The following is an 18,433-nucleotide window of genomic DNA, read 5'->3' as shown; positions in this document are numbered from 1 at the left end:
AAAGGAGAGTTGATTATGGAAATAACAATTGAACATGTAGTAAATGAATTAAAAGGCATACTTCCTGAAGATCGAGTAGTAATAAATATGACAGTACGAGAGTTACATAGTAAAGATGAATCTTACCACGTTAGTAGTTTACCTGATGTAGTTGTTTTTCCAAAAACGACCGAAGAAGTTAGCGCGATAATGAAAATAGCGAGTCAGCACGGAACAGCTGTCGTTCCATTTGGAGTAGGGTCCAGCTTAGAGGGACATGTAATTCCTTACGAAAAAGGAATTACAATGGACTTTTCTCTTATGAACAAAATACTTGAAATAAGAGAAAAGGATTTTCTTGTGAGAGTACAGCCAGGGGTGACGCGCTCTCAGCTTAATAAAGAATTGAAAAAGTATGGATTATTTTTTAGTGTAGACCCAGGAGCTGATGCAACGTTAGGAGGAATGGCTGCTACAAATGCGAGCGGAACGACAGCGGTAAAGTATGGTGTAATGCGTGATCAAGTTCGAGATTTAGAAGTCGTTCTTGCTGATGGAGGAGTAATACATACCGGGAATTTAGCGGCGAAGTCATCATCAGGTTATCATTTAAATGGTATTTTCGTAGGATCAGAAGGAACACTTGGATGTTTCACGGAGTTAACTTTAAAAGTATACGGTATACCAGAACATGTTATGGCTGCGAGGGCATCGTTTCCAACTATAAATGATGCAGTAGAAGCTGTAATTAACATATTACAAGCAGGTATTCCAATCGCGAGAATTGAACTCGTTGATGAATTATCTATGAAACAAGTAAATTATTACAATGAAACAAGTTACAGAGAAGAACCGACACTGTTTTTAGAGTTTCACGGCAATGAAGCAGGGTTAAAGCAAGATATTGAATTTACGAAAGAAATCGTTCTTGATCATAAATGTATAGAAATTACGTTTGAGACGGAAACAGCAGCGAGAAATAAACTGTGGGATGCAAGACATAACTTAGCGTACTCTTACGTGCATAGTTATCCTGGTAAAAAGCTAATGAGTACAGACGTATGTGTGCCAATTTCGGAATTAGCTGGAGCGATTCAACATGCGAAAGAGGTATTAGATAAAGTAGGGCTTATTGGCGGTATTCTAGGTCATGTTGGAGATGGGAATTTCCATGTACTCTTAATGATTGACACAAATGATAAAGAGGAAGTAAAGAAGGCGGACGAAATAAACGAAAGTATCGTTCTGTATGCTCTTAAACGAGGAGGAACGTGTACAGGAGAACATGGCGTTGGAATCGGAAAACGAAAGTATCAAGAAGAAGAACATGGGGCGGCATTATTTGTAATGGAGAAAATAAAGAAAGCTCTTGATCCGCAAAATATTTTGAATCCGAATAAGGTGTTTCAATTAAAAGATAGGGGCTGATTGGATGAAAGTACTAGAAGCGATAAGTAATATAGCTGGAAAGTATTTTGCGTTTTGGACCGGCTGCTGCACTCCCAAGTGTATTAGCGGCAGTATGGCATAACATTTCAGGGCCAATATTAGCAACCATCTGGTCAAAAAATGCAAAGAACACTTTCAGCGATGAAAATGTATCAATAAATATAGAAAAATAGGAATGATAAATAATGCAAAAACGTATTGTACATTTTGAAGGAATGGTTGTATTTTTAGCCACGATTTATATGTATTCAATATATGAGTTTAGTTGGATTATATTTTTTGTATTCCTTTTAGCGCCGGATTTATCCATGTTAGCGTATGGGATCAATAATCACGTTGGTGCGAAAATATATAACGTATGTCATACATATATCATATCCATATTAATTGTTCTAATAGGTGTCTATTTTAAGATAGATACCGTTATAGTGATTGGCTTAATATGGACAGCACATATTGGAATGGATCGAATGTTTGGATATGGATTGAAATATGAGACGGATTTTAAGGATACTCATATTCAAAGATTATAATTGCTTTTGAGGAGAGGGATACGTTGAAACAGAGAATTACTATCGAAGAATATAACATCAAATGGGAAAGTGAATTTAATAAGCTACAAACTCTCATTAACGATGTGATGGAAGACAGCATTTTATCCATTGAACATGTTGGGAGTACATCTGTTAAAGGGCTTGCATCAAAACCAATACTAGATATTGATGTTGTAATAGAAGAGTACGAAATTTTTCATGAGGTAGTAAAAAAACTTGAGAAGATAGGGTACTATCATCAGTTAGAATGGAGCTTTAAAGGAAGAGAGGCGTTTGGAAGAAAGGATATGTTCGTTCCATGGAACGAGGGAAATACAGTTTGGATGGAACATCATTTATATGTGTGTGATAAAAATAGTGAAGAGTTGAGAAGGCATATAGCGTTTCGAGATTACCTTCGTGAACATACTGAAGTAGCTAATGAGTATGGAAACTTGAAGGAAGAGTTAGCAAGAGAGTCGAAAAATCGATCTAGTTATATTGAGGGTAAGACCGTATTTATTACAAATATATTAGAAAAAATAAACTAAAGCAGCATGGAATACATGCTGCCTATTGTTTTGAAATAGAAAGCTGCCATTATAAAACAAATGCAAACTGGCCCTGTTGATTGATGCGGTTACTAAATATAATAGGAAATAAATTAGAAAAGATCGGAAAAGATCGGAAAAGAGGGAGCTTATGTACATACCAAAATATTTCGCAATACAAGATGAAGAGATGAAGTACGAAATAATGGAACAAAATAGCTTTGCGACATTATTTTCTCAACATAACGGAGAACTATATGCAACGCACTTGCCGTTGTTGCTAAATAGGGAGACCCTTACTTTACATGGTCACTTCGCACGACCGAATGAACAGTGGAAAGATATTGGGACTCAGCAAGTACTAGCTATATTTCAAGGACCACATAGTTACATCTCTCCGTCATGGTATGAAACAAACAATGCAGTACCAACATGGAATTACGTTGCAGTGCATGTATATGGTGAATTAGAAATTGTTGAAGATGAGAAGACATTAGTAGATTCTCTTCAAGATTTAGTAAATAAATATGAAAATCCAGAGAGCACCTACTCACTTAATGATGTAGATCCAAATTATATGGGAGGATTAAGTAAGGGAATAGTTGGATTCAAAATAAAGATAAATAAAATAGAAGGAAAAGCGAAGTTAAGTCAAAATCATTCTGTAGAGAGACGGAATTTAGTTGTGGAGAAACTTGAGAAAGTTGGTAGTGAGGAGAGTAAGAGGATTGCGGAGTTGATGAGAAAATAAAGCCTACATGAAAGGGAAATATTCTAAATAAGCGTATTTAAAAAGACCTTCTTAATTGAAGGTCTTTCATTTTTTAAAGTGCTTTTTCAGTTGTTGTTGAGTTGTAGTCTTTACTTACGTCAACGGATTGAACAAGGTCAGGTCTTTGTGGTGCAGGGGTGTCCCCAATGTTTAATGCTACATATCCTAACTGTGTTTTCGGTGTTTCTGAGGTGAAGCTTAATCCAAGAGTTGTGATGCTAATAACAGCTAAGCCAATGATGCTCAATTTAATCTTTTTCATTATATCAAAGCTCCCTTTTCTTCATGTTTTTTTCTTGCTTGATTGGCCATGTAAAAGTATTGACTAGCTTTTATATGGTCTTCTTTTTCATAAAACATATTTGCTAGAACATCAGTGTACTCTTGTATACATTCCCAAAGGTTTTCTGTTTTAAAGTAAGAAATTCCTTCCAAAATTATCATTTCTAAATCATTTATAGAAGTTTTATTATTTAGTTCTCTTAAAATCATGAAACGATATTGAAACTCTTTGTTTTCTAGTTTATTTGAGATGTTTAATCCTTTTTTTATAAGTTCTTTAGCCTGGGTATATTCTCCAAGCTTGGAGTATTCACGTGCTTCAACAAAAAGTGCTTTAAAGTGATTTGGTTGCTTAGTTGTAACCTCTGAAATATGACGCATTGCTAACTCTGAAAGGTTTTGACTTGCATATAGCCAAGCTAAATTATGTCGTACTCTTAATGATAAAGTCTCCTCTGAATACTTCTGTAGAATATTTAATGCTGAATCAAGTCTAATTTCAGCTTGTTCAAACTGTTTTAAATCAATACAAGATAAACCAAAGATGTTATCACACAAAGCAACATTAATTTCGCAGTTTATATGTTTTGAAAAAATCGCTTTAGCTTCATTTGCAGATTGGATTGCTACTAGTGGTTGATATGTTTGATAATAATAGGAAGCTAAGCGGTAGTTAAATTCAGCATTCTCTAGTTCGTCAGGTACGTGTATTAGCAGCTTTTTAGCGTTCTCGAAAAGGTGTTTTGCTGCATTGTAGTTTCCAATAATTGTATTGTGAATAGCCTTAAAAAAATGATAATAATAAGAAAATAGCCCATTCTCTGGAAGTGGGAAAGAATCAATTTTATTAAAATCATCCTTATTAATATTTAAACCATCTGTTAAAATTTTGTATCTGAAATTAAAAAGTGAATAATACAATTGTAGGTTTGTATCTTCTTCTGAATTAGAGATGATATTTTCAATATCTTTTTTTATTTTTGTTGCATGGGTAGTTTGATGTTGTAACATAGCTCTATACCAGTCATTAAATAATTTTGTAATTTGTTCATTACCTTGTAGTTGAACGTTCATGAAATCCCCTCACTTTTTGAATATTCTTATAAAATATAGTATCAAAAATAAAAATATTTAGAAATGATGTTTTATATTTCTCAATATTTGTTTAACAAGCTTACGAGTAATTCTATTGGAATAGTGTAGAATTTATTTTGGATTAAAGAAATGGCATCGGGGGGTGTGCATTTTAAAGTTTTAGTTGAGTGGGGGGATATAAAAAGGGTGCGTTCACACAATTTATATGAACGCACCTTTTTACATATTAAACAATCAAGTCCCACAAAAAGTACGATAAGGACGACTCGTAGGCGCAGGCGGAATGCAGTATTCTTCTTGATCTGTAGAATACGCATAAGGGTTTGATAAAGCTTCAAGAAGTTGCTCCATTACGCTATAGTCGTCATTTGTAACAGCTGCTTCTAGTGCTTCTTCTACACGGTGGTTCCTCGGGATGATTGATGGGTTATTATTTTTCATCATCTCGTAGGCGTTTTCTTTTGATTGTTCTTGTCTTTCTAATCGAGATTGCCAAAGTTTGTACCATTCTTTAAATTCAGGACTTTCAAATAGAGCTGTATTTTCGATAGCATCAAGAGTTAATGAACGGAATGTATTTGTGTAATCCGCTTTATATTTCTCCATCATTTTTAAAAGTTGCTCAATAAGTGATTGATCTTGTACTTCGTTGCTAAATAGTCCTAATTTCTTTTTCATTCCAAGGAACCACTGTTTTTCATACTGTACGCTAAATTTCGAAATTTCGTCTTGAGCGATTTTTAATGCTTCTTCTTCATCTTCGTGCAGAATTGGCATTAAAGATTCAGCTAGTCGTGCTAGATCCCATGCGGCCATATATGGTTGATTTCCATATGCATAACGACCTTGTGTGTCAATAGAGCTAAATACAGTTCCTTGGTCGTAATTGTCCATAAATGCACAAGGACCGTAATCAATTGTTTCGCCACTGATCGTTATATTGTCAGTGTTCATTACGCCGTGAATAAATCCAACAAGTTGCCATTTTGCGATAAGACTGGCTTGTCTTTTAATGACTTCTTGTAGTAATGCAGTATATCGGTTTTCATGAGATTCAATTTCTGGGTAATGTCTTTTTATCGTATAGTCAGCTAGCGATTTCAGGTCCTCTATTGAACCACGAGCTGCAGCATATTGAAATGTACCGACCCGTATATGACTACTAGCGACTCTAGTTAAAATTGCTCCAGGTAATTTTGTTTCACGATATGTTGGTTCCCCGGTTGTAACAACTGCTAAACTGCGAGTAGTCGGAATATCAAGTGCATACATTGCTTCACTAATAATATATTCACGTAGCATCGGACCGAGTGCAGCACGGCCATCTCCTCGGCGTGAATAGGGAGTAGGGCCAGAACCTTTCAGTTGAATATCGAAACGCTCACCTGAAGGAGTAATTTGTTCGCCAATTAAAAGAGCACGACCGTCGCCTAACATATTAAAATGTCCGAATTGATGACCAGCATATGCTTGAGCTAATGGATGAGCTCCTTCTGGAAGTCCATTGCCAGCGAAAATGGCAATTTCAGCTTCCTTTTTCAGTTCTTCAGGGGTCAAGCCAAGAGATATCGCTAATGAATGGTTTAGTTTAACTAACTCCGGTGAACTTACGGGAGTAGGGGGGATTTCTGTATAAAATGATTGTGGTAAAGTCATATAACTATTATCTAAATTCCAACCTGTTTCATTATTTTTAGTCATTGTATCTCCTCCTTTTTGTATTTTAAATTATGTATTTGTACGTATATATTCTTTGTAAAGTTAACTAAAAGTATAATATAATATTTCCCCTTGCAATCTATTGTAAGGACTTCATTGCACTATGTCTATTTAACAGCAAATACAAAACTCCATTTTTAAAAAAATGGAGTTTTTATTATTACTTAATTTTTACGATTATTTTTCCTTTTGCTCTTCCAGCCTCGGAATATTCCATTGCTTTTTGCGCATCTTCAAAAGGGAAAACTCGATCGATTACCGGTTTGATTTCACCAGCTTCAATATAGTTTGCAATAGTACGTAATTGATCCCCACTTGGCTTCATAAATAAAAATGAATATTGAGCATTATGCTTTTTTTCAAGTGCAGTAAGTTTTTTGCTGGCTAATGAAAATAAGAGAGTTTTAAAGAATCCTGAACCAAATTCTTTACCGAAGCGAGCATTCGGCATACCTGAAACTGAAACAATGTTTCCTCCGCTTTTTATAATATTGAATGATTTTTCAAGTGTTGCACCGCCGATTGTATCAAATACCGCATCATAATTTTTTAGTATATCTTCAAATTTCTCTGTTTTGTAATTAATAATTTCATCTGCGCCAAGAGACGTTACTAAATTCGCACCAGCTTCACTAGCAGTCGTTGTAACAATGGCACCCATTATTTTTGCTAGCTGAATAGCGAAAGTACCAACACCACCGGATCCGGCGTGAATTAAAATCTTTTGTCCTTTTTGTAATTGCATGATGTCATGTAATGCTTGATATGATGTTAAGCCAACGAGTGGAATCGAAGCAGCTTCCTCAAAACTTAAATTTTTCGGTTTTAAAGCTATATCATCTTCATGAATGACTATATACTCCGCGAAAGTACCAATCTTATTTTTTCTTGGACGAGCATATATTTCATCACCAACTTTAAAACGAGTTACTTTTGATCCAACCTTCGTGATGACACCGGCAAAGTCGTTACCAAGGATTAGGGGCATTTCATATTTCAGTAACATTTTTACTTTTCCGTCGCGTATTTTAAAATCAATTGGATTAATGCTAGCTGCATGAATTTCTGCGAGCACTTCATACTCATTTATTTCAGGAGTAGGTACCTCTGCCATACGCATTGGGACTTTTCCATATCTATCAATTATCATTGCTTTCATTTCTTATACCTCCAAGTTTTAATAAAAGTTTTGCAATAGCTTCTCAATATCTAATACAAGATTTTTTAATAAACCTAATTTTGTACGTATATCAATATAATAAAAATTCTTTGTACCTTCTTTTCTCATTAAAATAATGCCAGCTTCTCGTAAAATCTTAAGGTGATGTGATACTGCTGGACGGGAAAGGTGTGTTTGCTTCGTGATTTCTCCTACACGTAATCCTGTTTGACATTCCGTTTCCATTAGCACTAATAAAATAGCTTGACGCGTTTCATCACCAATTGCCAATAATACTTTTTGAGAATCAATAAAATCTTTTTTTATAATATTTAATTGTTCTTGTTTATTCATTTCAATCACTTTGCCTCCAGGTAATTAGTCGAAAGGTTTAAGATGATGAACCATTACTTCGATACGGTAATGCTACATGATTGTTGTATGAGGTGCAATATTGAGAAAGAAAATCGAGACGAATGAATTTTTTATTGTTGAAAATTATAGGGAGATAGAAAAGGGATTGGAAGGACTACATAACACAATAGATGAGGTTTTAAAAACAAAAAATGATGTAACAATAAAATAAGCGGTCGTAACCTTGTATAATCCATAAGGTTACGACCGCTTATAATGTTTGTATTATTTTTGATTTTTACGATAGAACATGGTTCAACGTAAAGTACGTTCTTTTGTTTTACACTTTCATACAGACACAATTCAGGTGGATTATAGATGTATGAAAAGGTAAAAGGGATTTTGGGGCGTAATCTATCTATATGATAATTCAAAATGAAATATAAGTCTATATTTTAATGTTTTTTTTGATTATATTTATGTCACTGAGCTCAGAACAATGATGTGGAGGGTAAATATATGAAATCGAATTATGTACCAGTTTTAATTGTTGGAGGGGGATTATCTGGGTTAGCGTCTGCTTTATTTCTTGCAAAACATAACATTGAGTACTTACTTATTGAAAGGCATCCGTCTACTGCCATTCATCCGAAAGCAGGCGGTCTTACTTTACGTACAATGGAGTTATTTCGAGAATTAGGTTTGGAAAAAAGAATTAAATTGGCAGGTAAAGCATTAGAGAACTGCCGAGGAAGAATAGCAGTTCATACAATAGCTGAGGCGAATAAAGAAGAATTGGAACAAATGAGAGCGACACAATACGGAAACGATGAAGAGTTACTTCAAAAAATAGAAAAGATTAGTCCATCAAAACAAACTGCGTGTTATCAAATTATTTTAGAAGAGGTGATGTTACAAGAAGCGAAAATGCTAGGCGGGCAACTATCTTTTTATCATGAATTAGTTTCATTTGAACAAAATGAAAACGGGGTAAAAGCAAAGATTCGAAATCGTGAAACAGAAAAAGAAAGTGTCATACATTGTGACTATGTAATTGCAGCAGATGGAGCGAAAAGTAAAATACGTGAGCAGTTAGGGATTAAAACTGAGGGGCGTGGAACCATTGGTGGCTATTATATGAATATTTATTTTGAAGCAGACTTAAGTGAGTTTATACAAGGAGACGCATTCGGTTTTTCTATGGTACTTCATCCAGAGGTTCTTGGTGCACTGATCCCAGTAGATAACGAAAAAAAATGGATTTACCATGTAGCCTACGATCCATTAAAAGGAGAGGGACCAGAGGATTTCACGATGGAACGTTGTAAACAAATTATTCAAATAGCAATTGGAAGTACAAATATTGAGTCAGAAATATTAAGTGTTTTACCGTGGGAAGCGGCCGAAAGTACAGCGGTGAAATTTCAAGGAAATCGAGTCTTTCTAGTTGGAGATTCAGCACATATTATGCCGCCAACAGGCGGATTTGGTTCAAATACAGGAATACAAGATGCGCATAACTTAGCTTGGAAATTAGCGGCTGTTATAAAAGGGAAGGCAAAACCAAAATTGTTAGAAACATATCATGAAGAGAGACACTCTGTTGCAAAATTAACGACAGCTTATGCAAGTAGTTTACTGTTTCGTGCTGCGAAGAGAGAGAAAGGCAGTTTGAATAATATGGATGGTTTAGCTGTTACAGCTGGATATCAGTATTGTTCAGAGGCGATTATAGATAATTCAGTCACTCCACATAGAATGGATAGCATAGAGTTGAACGGAAGACCTGGAACGCGAGCGCCACATGTATGGGGAACGTATGAAGGAAAGGAAGTTTCTATATTAGACTTATTCGGTAACAGTTTTGTATTACTTACAGGAGTAAAAAATAGTTCTTGGGCTGAGGCAGCACATACTGTTTCAGCTAAATTAGGAATAAATATAAAAGGGTATCGTGTTGGCTTAAGTGGAGACTTTGTTGCTCCAGAAGATATTTTTAGCAAATTATATGGTATAGGGAATGGAGGTGCTGTATTAATTAGACCAGATGGCTTTATCGGATGGCGTTCGGAAAAAACGGTAGTAAATCCAGATATAGTATTGGAAGAGGTAATGAGAAATTTATTATGTGATTTTTAAGTGAAAATAGAAGTATTGTCTTATATGGGACAATACTTCTATTTTTTTTAGCTGACAAAATAAAAATTATGAAGTGAAAAGACATTATTTTTATTATAAAAATATGTATTAATTCTCTTTCTTTTTTGTTGTTAGAATTTTTTTAGTTTTTAGTTTTAAACGTTGGTAATTACTAGATTGAATCATTTTTTTATTGTATTATATTTCCTAGAGATTACATATTACACTAGGGAGTGGGACTACTTGACTATTGAACCTCTTATTTTATCAAATAAAGAAGTATATGTATTAACTGGTATATTTGACCATGAAACGATGATCGGAATTGAGAACCCCTTTGAAAATTGGTCAGATGAGGAAATAGACAAAGAATTGGATGTAATGTACGAGAATTGGACAAACGAAGAGCTACTCATAATAAAAGAAGATGAAACATTATGTGACAAACAACTTTTAGAATATTTTCGTATTTGTTTAACTACAGGATTTGTTATTGAAGTACAGATAAGTAAAAACAGCGCTTTAGAAAAAAATATTTTCTATTTTAGTGAAAAAAAAGTTATACAAAATGTAATAACAGATGCTAACGGTGAAAAACAATGTACATTTAAAGAATGCGGGACACCAGAGGTAGCTTGGCAATTTATATATCAAGCATTACAGCCTAAAAATACTTTCTCTCGTCCAAATTATACATTTAAAATCCCTTCTTCTGCATATAAGGAAAACATTTTAAATCAATCAAACAAGCAATTAGTAGATTACTTAAAACTTTACTTAGATGATGAAGCTTCCTTAGAGTTAGCAAACATTATACATAATCGTGAAGAGTTAAATACTGTTCAAGTTCATTATTATATAAAAGACTCATGGTCTACAGACTGTATTCAGTTTTTATATAGTCAAAATCAATATTGGCTAATCCAAAAAGTTTTAGATAATGAGCAAACACAAACGAATTTTATTTGTCTTGACACCTTTACAATTACTGAAGAGATAAAGAAAATGGTACTTTATCTTAAATCATTAGGCGGTGAAACAAGGTGAGTGGCGAAATTAAGGTTACTCCTGACCATTTAAGGAAATTGTCTTCTAATATAGAACAAACAGCTCATGAGCTGTTTGAAACATATCAACGTATCAATCAGCAGTTATTTGATATTCCATTCCAGGTATCTGGAAGAGATGCTGTGTTGAATCAATCCCAATATGCAGGCTCAGTGTTAGCTACTATAACGACAGTTTTAAAAGAACAAAGTGATGCATTAAGAAAAATTGCTGATCGTTTTGAGAAGGTTGATCAACAAGAAGTTTCATTTGGGGAAGAAGCAATTGATATTAATTGGTTTGCACCAATGGGTGGCGATATTGATGATTGGAAAGATAACCCTACGGGATCTTTATTTACTTTACTTGGTACTGTAACTGAAGGTGCAGCTGCTTACAAGTTGGCAGCTTTACATAATAAAGGTTTGCGTGTAACACCTTACAAAAATAACAAAGGAAAAGAAATGGTAAGATTTCAAAATCGCACCGTACTAAAGGATAAAAATGGACTTAATGTGATAAGGCGTACAAAATTACCTTTAGCTGAAGTAAAGCAAATAGACGATGTAAAAAGACATGTTTTATCACCAAAAGAAATTCTGAAAGATTCATTGAAATTAAAAACAAATGCTTTAGGCTATGCAGCTATAGGATGGGATGTAATTAATGATACAAAGGAAAATATTGAAAATAAAGCGTCAAAAACTAAGATAGCTGGTGATATCATTGGTGATGCAGCAATTGGGGTTGGCTCTACTGCTGCTAGTGCCTGGACTGGTGCTGCAATAGGTACAGCAATTGGGGGACCAATTGGAACTGTAGTTGGAGCTGGTATTGGATTTGGTGCTTCTGTATTTTTAAGTGTGTTAACTGATGGGATTAAATTTAACAAAGGTGATTGGAATAATGATGGTAAACAAGATTCAGTAAAAGATAGAGTTAAATCAGGAATTGGAACTGTATTAGATAAAATCTTTTAATTTTTTATGAGGTGTATAATGGACAAATATAATGGCAACAGCATAGATGATTGTATACGAATATTAATACCATTTGATATAAGAAATATTGTAGGGGCTTTTGTGTGGTTTTTTATGAATTTTATGCTACTTATCATTCTATTCATATTTCCACCGTACAATATATACTCTTACATAGCTTTACCATTTTATGTGATATGTAATCTATGGGGAATTTGGGTTTCTATTTATAAGCCTAGGCAGCCGCAATTGCAACATTTACTATACTCTGGATTTGTTGCATTAAGTATATCATTTTGTAGTTTTATAGCTGTGCAAAAGTTAGCTTACGAATTCGTAGAAATAGAGTCTCCTTTATTTTTAATTTTATCACTTATTGCATATAGTTTAATTGGTTATAAATCTGTATTATTTTGGATTCAATATTTTACAGACCGCTTAAGAGGGACAACTAATCAAGAAGTAAAAATCCCTAAAATTGTACTTTTTTCAAGTTTAGGTTATATGGTTGGTCAAGTTATTATTGGTATTTTGAGTCAAAAGGCTATGGCTATCGTATTAATCATTCTCGCCTCATTGTTTTCCGTTGTTTTCTTAGCTCTAAGTACACATTTGTATTTTTACTTTGACTTCAAAAAACAATCTATTGCTTCAGGACATTTAAACAAATTACATTCTCAAAAGAAGCCTAAACTGTCAAGGAAGGAAAGGAGACAATCCACGGCTGCTTCGGGACATGTAAATACACCACATTCCCAAAAGAAACCTAAACTTACAAGAAAGGAGAAAAGACAATGAATTCACAACTGATCCCTATAGGCTCTATTGTAATTTTAAAAGAAGGTACAAAGAAACTCATGATTTTTGGACGTAAACAACAAGTGGAAACAGATGAGATAAGAAAGTTCGACTATATGGGATGTCCATATCCAGAAGGCTATATTAATCCAGATTTCACTTATTTATTTAACCATGATGATATTCAAGAAGTTGTTTCAACTGGATATGAAGATCAAGAAGAACGTACTTTCCAAGAAAATGTATTGTCTAAAATATAAATAAGAAATAATGTGAAAAACCTGTTTAAATAAGCCATATCCATCAATTGGAGAAAATGAATAAAATAACGAAATTAGAGTACGTTTTCATGCAGTACTGCATGAAAACGTTTTTTAATTTATGGTTAAAAACAATGACACACCAGTTGAGCAGCTAGGCATACTTATAAGAGAAACAAGGAAATGATCGAGTTGAAATTTTCTTATATCGTACAGATTTATCTGAAAAAATACACACCGAACTTTTGTAAGTTGATGGTTTTGTTTATATAAGGAATTTTTTTATTTGCTTTCAACTTACAAAATAAAAATATTGTAAGTTGAAAAAGGATATGTTAATCTTATAATCTAATTGAAATAGTATTTTTTTGCACTCGACTTACAAATAATAAAAAATGTAAGTTGTTATTTAAATAATATTATTATGTAAATAAAATGGACGGTGAGAAAAATGACAGATAAGGCGTTAACGAAAAATGTTGTTTTAGATGCAGCGGAAAAAGAGTTAATGAAATATGGATGGAGTAGGACGACACTTGTTAGTATTGCGAAGTCACTTGATGTTAGTCATGCGGCTTTATATTCTTATTTTCGGAGTAAGGCCACGCTACGCGATGCTATTTTAGAAAGGTGGCTGCTTAAGTACTCGGATCAGCTTGAGCAAATTGCGGGAAAAGATGGAGATACAGAAATCATTTTACAAGAGTGGTTCGTTTGTTTATTTCAGCTTAAAAAGAAAGAGTTACTTGAAAACGAAGAGTTATTTACATTGAATAGTTCGTTAGTGCAGCAAAAGAATAAGGTGATTCAAAAGCATGAAGAAAGATTAGTTGGACAACTGGAGAAAGTGATAAATCGCGGGATAGAACGCAATGAGATTAAAAAACAGGATAGTTTATTTTTAGCACATACGTTATTTGGGTTACTTTCATCGTTTTATCACCCTGCTTTTTCTGAGAGATGGAAAGAAGAGAGGGTCAACGAAGAGTTTCAAAAGTCATGGGAAATTGTTGCCTGTGGCATTTTTCAAAAGTAAAGGATTACGTATCATATAAGGCTTTCAAATAGTATGAGAAGGGGCGATTATATGAGTCATTATAAAGAAGAGCAGCAACGCGTCAATGTAGTCATTGAAAAAGTAGATGAAGAACTGAAAGAGCTTGATGGCCGAGTTGGGTCGGTGAAGTCAGAAATTGTTAGTATTAGAAAAAACTTTTGGGAAGATGTAAAAGTAAATATAGATAATATTAAAGAAGCGGTTGAAACGGCGGCGAGTATTAGGCAAGAGGCAGAAGTTCTTGCTGAAAGAGAACATACACATCGTCATACGAAAAATGAATATAACCTTTTAACGAAAATAAAAGAAACGCCGTATTTTGGGCGGATTGATTTTAAAGAAGATGCTGAAGCGGATACCGATGAAATGTATATTGGTATCGGCTCTTTTTATGATAAAGAAAATGATGAGTTTTTAGTATATGATTGGCGGGCACCTATTTCGAGTCTTTATTATGATTACACTTTAGGAAGGGCACAGTATAAAGCGCCTATTGGTACGATTTCAGGCGATTTGCTTCTAAAACGTCAATACATGATTCGAAACGGAACGATTCAAAGTATGTTTGATACAGGTGTGACGATAGGTGATGAATTATTACAAGAAGTACTTGGACGCAATGCAAGTGAACAAATGAAAAGTATTGTAGCGACAATACAAAGAGAACAAAATCAAATTATTCGAAATGATAAAAGTGATGTGTTAATTGTGCAAGGGACTGCTGGGAGTGGGAAAACTTCAGCAGCACTGCAGCGTGTTGCTTATTTGTTGTATCGTTACCGCGGGATAGTTCATGCGGATCAAATTTTACTGTTTTCTCCGAATGAGTTGTTCAATAGTTATATCGCGAATGTTTTACCAGAGCTTGGGGAAGAGAATATGCAACAAACGACTTTTCAATCGTATGTGGAACATATGATTGGAAAAAGCTTTACTGTAGAAGATTCATTCGCGCAGTTAGAATACGTTTTAACGAAAAAGCATGAAAGTACGTATGAAACTAGAGTAAAAGGAATTCAATATAAATCCTCAGTTGAATTTATGGGACTACTTGAGAAATACGCGAGAAGCTTAAGTGAAAAAGGTTTACACTTTCATGATGTTACATGTAAAGGTGAAGTGCTCATAGAGGCAAAATCCATATGTGAATATTTTTATAGTTTAGATGTTTCTATTGCTATACCGAATCGAATGCAACTTACAATGGAATGGATTCTTCAGAAGTTACATGAATTTGAAAAGATAGAAGCGAAAAAAGATTGGGTGGAACGAGAAATTCAGTATTTAAATAAAGAAGATTACAATCGCTTATATGAAAAATTAGAGAAAGATAATCAATTTGATTATTATGAGAAGGAACATGAGCTATTAACGAAATATGTAGTGAAGAAACATTTTCGTTCGTTACGTAGAAAGGTGAAAAAATATGCTTTTATAAATCATACTGCGATTTTTGAGCAGTTATTTGAAAGCATTCAGAAAGATCTTTTCGTACCAAATTGTTGGGAAGATATATGTAAGCAAACGGTGAAGCGTTTGAAGAACAAACAACTAGCAAATGAAGATGCTACGCCGTATTTGTTTTTAAAAGAATTACTGGAAGGGTTTAAAACGAATCATCTTGTGAAGTTTGTATTCGTTGATGAAATGCAAGATTATACACCTTTTCAATTAGTATTTTTAAAACGACTATTTCCGAAGGCGAAATGGACGTTACTTGGTGATCGTAATCAAAATATTTTCTCTCATGATCTTAATAGAGAGAATAATATTGTCTCCACATTATTTGCAAATCGTAAAGTAGAAACAGTCCAGCTTAACCGTAGTTATCGATCGACAAAACCGATAATTGAATTTACAAAGTGTATGATTTTAGATGGAAATGATATTGAAGCTTTTAACAGGGATGGTAAGAAGCCCGTTTATATACAAGTAAGTGATGAACGAGAGCGTGTAGAGAATATGGTGTTTAAGATGAAAGAGTTAAAAGAAAAACACCATAAAACAATTGCAATCATTTGTAAAACAAATGAAGAATGTATGAAAGTGATAGGGTTAATAGGGGATACATTACATGTCCATCTTATGCAACAAGAGAATACAACTTATGAGAAAGGCATTGTTGTTATTCCAGCTTATTTGGCGAAAGGGATAGAGTTTGATGCTGTTATTATATTTGATGCTTCTAAATCCAGCTACTATAGAGAGTCTGAACGCAATTTGTTTTACACAGCATGTACGAGGGCTATGCATGAATTATATGTATATTATGCTGGAGAACTAACGGAATTCCTGACGCATGTTCCAGAAAAATTATATATAAGGGAGAAATGTTAGATGACGAATCAATATAATATTTTTCAAAATTGTAGTAAGGAAGTTGCGTTGGTATTACCAATTCCGAAATGTGTGAAATTAGTACGAGAACATAGTGAATTACGTGACGGTGTGAATGTTACCATTCAGCGTTATCAAGCAGAGGAGCCGTTACATTACGGCGGTGCTCATATTACAATCATTACTTCTCAAAATGGTAAGCGTTTATTAAGCTATACGAATATGATGCCAGTATACGCTAATACATTACCTCATAAAGATGAGGCGGAAAAAATAGCGATGGATGTAATGGAAAAGATTGATCTACAATATGCAAGTGGTTTAACTTTACTACGCATAGAAAAACAAACGAGACAGTATAAAGAGGAAAGAGAAATTGTTACTTTCCCTGTTTTGTGGGTGAAAATGATGCATCATAACGGCAGTTTCAACTGGGTAACAATTGGCGGAGAAGGACAAGTCATTGAATTTGAGCGCGAAGTACGCTGGGATTATATGATGAGCCGCCGTCAGACAGAAATGTGGTATTACGATGATTGGGTATTGGCGCGTACGGGGAAAGGGCCACAATTAATAGCGCCAGATGCTTTAGCATAAAGACTATTTCTTAAAATAATATTCACAAATTTCAACAGGTTTGATATGATTAAATTCGACAAGTTAATCGAGGCCGGAGATATTTGAGAAAAGCCATAAATTTATTTAGGGATACAGGAGTGTAGCCTAAATAATTTATGGCTTTTTTTATTGAATGAACCGTACAAAATAGGGAGTTACATGTGAAAAGGAGGGCTATAGGAATTAAATAGGATAATACTAGTTTTTTATATTAATAATATAGAGAAAGTATATTTGTAAGAGTGGAATTTTAATATAGGTTTATAAAAATAATGAAAGTGTGTCTTCTATTTCGTGTAAATCTCATTAGCTTGTTGAAATTTGCAACGTAGGAAGGGTTAGAAGGATGAGAAAAATTATTAGCGTTTTAGTTATTTTCTTTATGACGGGAAGTATCTTTGCTGGGGGAGCTGTTCATGCAAAGACAGAAGGAAAGCATGAGGGGAATGCGAATAAGTTTTTAAATATTGCACATCGCGGAGCAAGTGGACATGCACCTGAGCATACTTTTGCTTCTTATAATCTAGTGAAAAAAATGAAAGCGGATTATTTAGAGTTAGATATCCAATTAACAAAGGATGGCCAATTAATTGCAATGCATGATACAGCAGTTGATCGCACTACAAATGGAACAGGCGAAGTACGTGATAAAACGTTAAGCGAAATAAAGAGTTTAGATGCAGGATCATGGTTTAATAAAGCGTATCCAGAAAAGGCTAAGCAAGAGTATGTTGGGCAAAAAGTTCCAACTCTTGAAGAAATTTTTCAAAAGTATGGAAGAAGTATGAAGTATTATATTGAAACAAAATCACCAGATGTGTATCCAGGAATGGAAGAGAAATTGTTGGCGTTGTTACAAAAATATAATTTAGTAGGTCAAAACATGTCTTCTAGCCGTGTTATGATTCAATCATTTAGTAAAGATAGTTTGAAAAAGATTCATAGTATGAATGAAAATATTCCGTTAGTTCAATTGCTTTGGTATTATCCAAATGAAAACAATGAAATTGTCGAATGGTCTGGCATTACACATGAACCGAAAAGTGTAACAAATGATGATTTTCAAGAAATTAAAAAGTATGCAGCTGGTATTGGACCAAACTTACGTAATGATAACGGAGAACTAATTATTGATGAGTCATATATGAAACTGGCTAGGAAAAATGGACTGTTAATTCACCCTTATACAATTAACGAGAAACCAGATATGAGACTGTTAATCAAATGGGGTGCTACAGGAATGTTTACAAATTATCCGGATCGATTACATAGTGTATTGAAGGAAAAATAAGTGGAAAAGGGTA

At 34.1% G+C, this 18,433-nt stretch carries 18 protein-coding genes and 1 pseudogene; 14 read left to right on the top strand and 5 right to left on the bottom strand.

Features of this window, described 5'->3' with window-relative positions:
* Positions 1-15: 15 nt before the first annotated feature.
* The 5 genes and pseudogenes from IBT51_RS09430 (at position 16) to IBT51_RS09410 (ending at position 3,263) form a co-directional block, all read left to right on the top strand.
* On the top strand, positions 16-1,407 hold the full coding sequence (locus IBT51_RS09430; protein WP_000406581.1) for an FAD-binding oxidoreductase: 1,392 nt from the start codon (positions 16-18) through the stop codon (positions 1,405-1,407).
* A gap of 53 nt (positions 1,408-1,460) precedes the next feature.
* Positions 1,461-1,601: pseudogene (locus tag IBT51_RS09425) on the top strand (bile acid:sodium symporter family protein); the annotation flags it as partial.
* A gap of 12 nt (positions 1,602-1,613) precedes the next feature.
* Positions 1,614-1,961, top strand: coding sequence for a DUF4260 domain-containing protein (locus IBT51_RS09420; RefSeq protein ID WP_053563872.1), 348 nt, complete (start codon positions 1,614-1,616; stop codon positions 1,959-1,961).
* Positions 1,962-1,984: 23 nt separating this feature from the next.
* A complete protein-coding gene (locus tag IBT51_RS09415) occupies positions 1,985-2,512 on the top strand; it encodes a GrpB family protein (protein ID WP_000813613.1) in 528 nt (175 codons plus the stop codon).
* A gap of 151 nt (positions 2,513-2,663) precedes the next feature.
* Positions 2,664-3,263 carry an FMN-binding negative transcriptional regulator gene (locus IBT51_RS09410; RefSeq protein WP_200458108.1) on the top strand — a complete coding sequence of 200 codons (600 nt, stop codon included), beginning with the start codon at positions 2,664-2,666 and terminating at the stop codon, positions 3,261-3,263.
* A gap of 73 nt (positions 3,264-3,336) precedes the next feature.
* On the opposite strand, the gene IBT51_RS09405 is transcribed toward IBT51_RS09410, so the two are convergent.
* The 5 genes from IBT51_RS09405 to IBT51_RS09385 all read right to left on the bottom strand — a co-directional run bounded on the left by IBT51_RS09405 (position 3,337) and on the right by IBT51_RS09385 (position 7,902).
* Positions 3,337-3,546 carry a hypothetical protein gene (locus IBT51_RS09405; protein WP_000721431.1) on the bottom strand — a complete coding sequence of 70 codons (210 nt, stop codon included), beginning with the start codon at positions 3,544-3,546 and terminating at the stop codon, positions 3,337-3,339.
* On the bottom strand, positions 3,546-4,640 hold the full coding sequence (locus IBT51_RS09400; RefSeq protein WP_200458109.1) for a response regulator aspartate phosphatase: 1,095 nt from the start codon (positions 4,638-4,640) through the stop codon (positions 3,546-3,548). Before IBT51_RS09400 ends, IBT51_RS09405 begins: the two co-directional genes overlap by 1 nt.
* Positions 4,641-4,895: 255 nt before the next feature.
* The gene (locus tag IBT51_RS09395; protein WP_200458110.1) at positions 4,896-6,362 is read right to left on the bottom strand and encodes a protein adenylyltransferase SelO; all 1,467 of its coding nucleotides are present in this window, start codon (positions 6,360-6,362) and stop codon (positions 4,896-4,898) included.
* 178 nt (positions 6,363-6,540) lie between these two features.
* Positions 6,541-7,539: an NADP-dependent oxidoreductase gene (locus tag IBT51_RS09390; protein ID WP_200458111.1), complete on the bottom strand. Its 999-nt coding sequence runs from the start codon at positions 7,537-7,539 to the stop codon at positions 6,541-6,543.
* Positions 7,540-7,557: 18 nt separating this feature from the next.
* Positions 7,558-7,902 carry an ArsR/SmtB family transcription factor gene (locus tag IBT51_RS09385; RefSeq protein ID WP_000571870.1) on the bottom strand — a complete coding sequence of 115 codons (345 nt, stop codon included), beginning with the start codon at positions 7,900-7,902 and terminating at the stop codon, positions 7,558-7,560.
* Positions 7,903-8,412: 510 nt separating this feature from the next.
* Between IBT51_RS09385 and IBT51_RS09380 the strand changes: the two genes are divergently transcribed.
* The 9 genes from IBT51_RS09380 (at position 8,413) to IBT51_RS09340 (ending at position 18,420) form a co-directional block, all read left to right on the top strand.
* Entirely contained in the window at positions 8,413-10,032 is a 1,620-nt protein-coding gene (locus IBT51_RS09380) for an FAD-dependent oxidoreductase (RefSeq protein ID WP_200458112.1), read from the top strand.
* Between the two features lie 243 nt (positions 10,033-10,275).
* Positions 10,276-11,079: a hypothetical protein gene (locus IBT51_RS09375; protein WP_069356031.1), complete on the top strand. Its 804-nt coding sequence runs from the start codon at positions 10,276-10,278 to the stop codon at positions 11,077-11,079.
* Positions 11,076-12,059, top strand: a complete 984-nt coding sequence (locus IBT51_RS09370; protein WP_069356030.1) for a type VII secretion target — start codon at positions 11,076-11,078, stop codon at positions 12,057-12,059. The genes IBT51_RS09375 and IBT51_RS09370 overlap by 4 nt, the downstream gene beginning before the upstream one ends.
* Positions 12,060-12,065: 6 nt before the next feature.
* Positions 12,066-12,857, top strand: coding sequence for a hypothetical protein (locus tag IBT51_RS09365; RefSeq protein ID WP_176523455.1), 792 nt, complete (start codon positions 12,066-12,068; stop codon positions 12,855-12,857).
* The gene (locus tag IBT51_RS09360; RefSeq protein ID WP_069356028.1) at positions 12,854-13,117 is read left to right on the top strand and encodes a DUF4176 domain-containing protein; all 264 of its coding nucleotides are present in this window, start codon (positions 12,854-12,856) and stop codon (positions 13,115-13,117) included. Before IBT51_RS09365 ends, IBT51_RS09360 begins: the two co-directional genes overlap by 4 nt.
* A 451-nt stretch (positions 13,118-13,568) precedes the next feature.
* On the top strand, positions 13,569-14,153 hold the full coding sequence (locus tag IBT51_RS09355; RefSeq protein WP_069356027.1) for a TetR/AcrR family transcriptional regulator: 585 nt from the start codon (positions 13,569-13,571) through the stop codon (positions 14,151-14,153).
* A gap of 51 nt (positions 14,154-14,204) precedes the next feature.
* Positions 14,205-16,511, top strand: coding sequence for an RNA polymerase recycling motor HelD (helD, locus tag IBT51_RS09350; RefSeq protein ID WP_200458113.1), 2,307 nt, complete (start codon positions 14,205-14,207; stop codon positions 16,509-16,511).
* Entirely contained in the window at positions 16,512-17,108 is a 597-nt protein-coding gene (locus IBT51_RS09345; RefSeq protein WP_098679780.1) for a hypothetical protein, read from the top strand. It begins immediately after the preceding gene.
* A 367-nt stretch (positions 17,109-17,475) separates the two neighbouring features.
* Positions 17,476-18,420, top strand: coding sequence for a glycerophosphodiester phosphodiesterase (locus tag IBT51_RS09340; RefSeq protein ID WP_088024275.1), 945 nt, complete (start codon positions 17,476-17,478; stop codon positions 18,418-18,420).
* The last annotated feature ends 13 nt before the right edge of the window (positions 18,421-18,433 follow it).

The sequence above is a fragment of the Bacillus sp. S71 genome (assembly GCF_016625265.1).
Taxonomy (GTDB): domain Bacteria; phylum Bacillota; class Bacilli; order Bacillales; family Bacillaceae_G; genus Bacillus_A; species Bacillus_A cereus.
Note: the sequence above shows the minus strand (reverse complement) of the source record. Positions and strands in the feature narration are given on the sequence as shown.

What these genes read in the sequence shown, in the direction of transcription:
- IBT51_RS09340 (WP_088024275.1), top strand. Translation starts at nt 17,476, where the DNA reads ATGAGAAAAATTATTAGCGTTTTAGTTATTTTCTTTATGACGGGAAGT.
- IBT51_RS09345 (WP_098679780.1), top strand. Translation starts at nt 16,512, where the DNA reads ATGACGAATCAATATAATATTTTTCAAAATTGTAGTAAGGAAGTTGCG.
- IBT51_RS09430 (WP_000406581.1), top strand. Translation starts at nt 16, where the DNA reads ATGGAAATAACAATTGAACATGTAGTAAATGAATTAAAAGGCATACTT.
- IBT51_RS09355 (WP_069356027.1), top strand. Translation starts at nt 13,569, where the DNA reads ATGACAGATAAGGCGTTAACGAAAAATGTTGTTTTAGATGCAGCGGAA.
- IBT51_RS09400 (WP_200458109.1), bottom strand. Translation starts at nt 4,640, where the DNA reads ATGAACGTTCAACTACAAGGTAATGAACAAATTACAAAATTATTTAAT.
- IBT51_RS09365 (WP_176523455.1), top strand. Translation starts at nt 12,066, where the DNA reads ATGAGGTGTATAATGGACAAATATAATGGCAACAGCATAGATGATTGT.
- IBT51_RS09405 (WP_000721431.1), bottom strand. Translation starts at nt 3,546, where the DNA reads ATGAAAAAGATTAAATTGAGCATCATTGGCTTAGCTGTTATTAGCATC.
- IBT51_RS09380 (WP_200458112.1), top strand. Translation starts at nt 8,413, where the DNA reads ATGAAATCGAATTATGTACCAGTTTTAATTGTTGGAGGGGGATTATCT.
- IBT51_RS09395 (WP_200458110.1), bottom strand. Translation starts at nt 6,362, where the DNA reads ATGACTAAAAATAATGAAACAGGTTGGAATTTAGATAATAGTTATATG.
- IBT51_RS09410 (WP_200458108.1), top strand. Translation starts at nt 2,664, where the DNA reads ATGTACATACCAAAATATTTCGCAATACAAGATGAAGAGATGAAGTAC.
- helD (WP_200458113.1), top strand. Translation starts at nt 14,205, where the DNA reads ATGAGTCATTATAAAGAAGAGCAGCAACGCGTCAATGTAGTCATTGAA.
- IBT51_RS09360 (WP_069356028.1), top strand. Translation starts at nt 12,854, where the DNA reads ATGAATTCACAACTGATCCCTATAGGCTCTATTGTAATTTTAAAAGAA.
- IBT51_RS09420 (WP_053563872.1), top strand. Translation starts at nt 1,614, where the DNA reads ATGCAAAAACGTATTGTACATTTTGAAGGAATGGTTGTATTTTTAGCC.
- IBT51_RS09390 (WP_200458111.1), bottom strand. Translation starts at nt 7,539, where the DNA reads ATGAAAGCAATGATAATTGATAGATATGGAAAAGTCCCAATGCGTATG.